We start from the raw sequence: 1229 nt of genomic DNA on the forward strand, positions 1-1229 counted from the left end.
CGAAAATAAATTTGTCTTTAGTTTCATTTTCAGGATCATATAGATTTTTATGAACAAACATTGGCGTTACTTGTAATGAAAATTTATCCGAAAATTTTCTTGAAACTAATAATTGAGTTGAAAATGCCAATCGATTATTGAATTTTAAATTTGGATACAAACTTGTTTTCAAAGCTGAATTAATTTCTAAGGTATTAAATCCTGAAATTGTTACAGGAAAACCATTTTTTTCTTGATTCATTAGTTTATATTTTCCAGCCAATTCATAGGTTTTATTGAAAGTATGTCGCGAAAAACCTAAAGATAACCAATTGGTTGCTCCATATACAGTTCCGATTTTAGTATTGGCATCGTCTAGTCCGAAAAAGTTTTCTAAACCGTTTGTTAAATCTCCAAAACGATGCGATATTAAAATGTGCCATTCGCCTTTTGCTGGCATTTTTGTCGATTGCAGGTTGCAAATCTGCAAACCTTTAAATGCTGAAATTTCAATTTCTTTTTCGGTTGATTTTATAGTGTCTAATTCATTTAGCAAATCGTCTTGCGCTGAGGCGAATGAAAAAAAGCTTAAGAAAAATAGAAAAGTTATTTTTTTAAATAAATTCATATAAATATTATTTTTTAATAAAACATTGGTCCAATTTCAATTCGCCCATCAAGTCATCAAACCCAACAACTCGACCTTTCATGATTACGTTTTGGTCAACTTTAATTGAGGCATCGATTGATTTTAGACTGCAAATTGTTGTATTGTCAATAATCACATCGTGGTTTTTGACTGATGTTACAATTCCAGAAATTTCGATTGCTTTCTCTAAATATTTTTTGTTTGCTAAATCAATATTTTCAGAAAATTCTGAATTTATATCTTTAGAAGTCGTTGAAAATGAGGTTTCTTCTTCATCTATATTTCTTGCTCCTTTATTCATTGCGTATTTATAACCAACAATCAACACCAACGTCAACAAAATAATTATGGTCAAGACTATTTTTATTTTTTTATTCATTCTAAATGTTTTTCAGTTTAAACAAATATAATATTTTTTATGATTTAACCAAAAATAATTTTATTGTTGGATTTTTCAGTGATTTGAATTTTAATTTGAATAAAAATTACGCAAAAAGTTTTCTAATTTTCTAATTAACAAATTATCTCAATTCGTTATATTTGCAATTCTTTAAAACAAAAAAATATGTTCAGTAGTTTAAGCGAAAAATTAGATAAAGCA

2 protein-coding genes are annotated in these 1229 nt (G+C 27.1%); both read right to left on the reverse strand.

What is annotated here, in order from left to right:
* Nucleotides 1-607 (reverse strand): DUF5777 family beta-barrel protein (locus RMO83_RS07170; RefSeq protein WP_310558994.1); only part of this gene is annotated, 607 nt, incomplete at its 3' end.
* A 7-nt stretch (nt 608-614) separates the two neighbouring features.
* Nucleotides 615-1007, reverse strand: coding sequence for an OB-fold protein (locus RMO83_RS07175; protein WP_310558995.1), 393 nt, complete (start codon nt 1005-1007; stop codon nt 615-617).
* Nucleotides 1008-1229 lie beyond the last annotated feature (222 nt).

Origin of the sequence: Flavobacterium sp. (assembly GCF_031423415.1) — a bacterium.
Lineage (GTDB): Bacteria > Bacteroidota > Bacteroidia > Flavobacteriales > Flavobacteriaceae > Flavobacterium.

What these genes read in the sequence shown, in the direction of transcription:
- RMO83_RS07175 (WP_310558995.1), bottom strand. Translation starts at nt 1,007, where the DNA reads ATGAATAAAAAAATAAAAATAGTCTTGACCATAATTATTTTGTTGACG.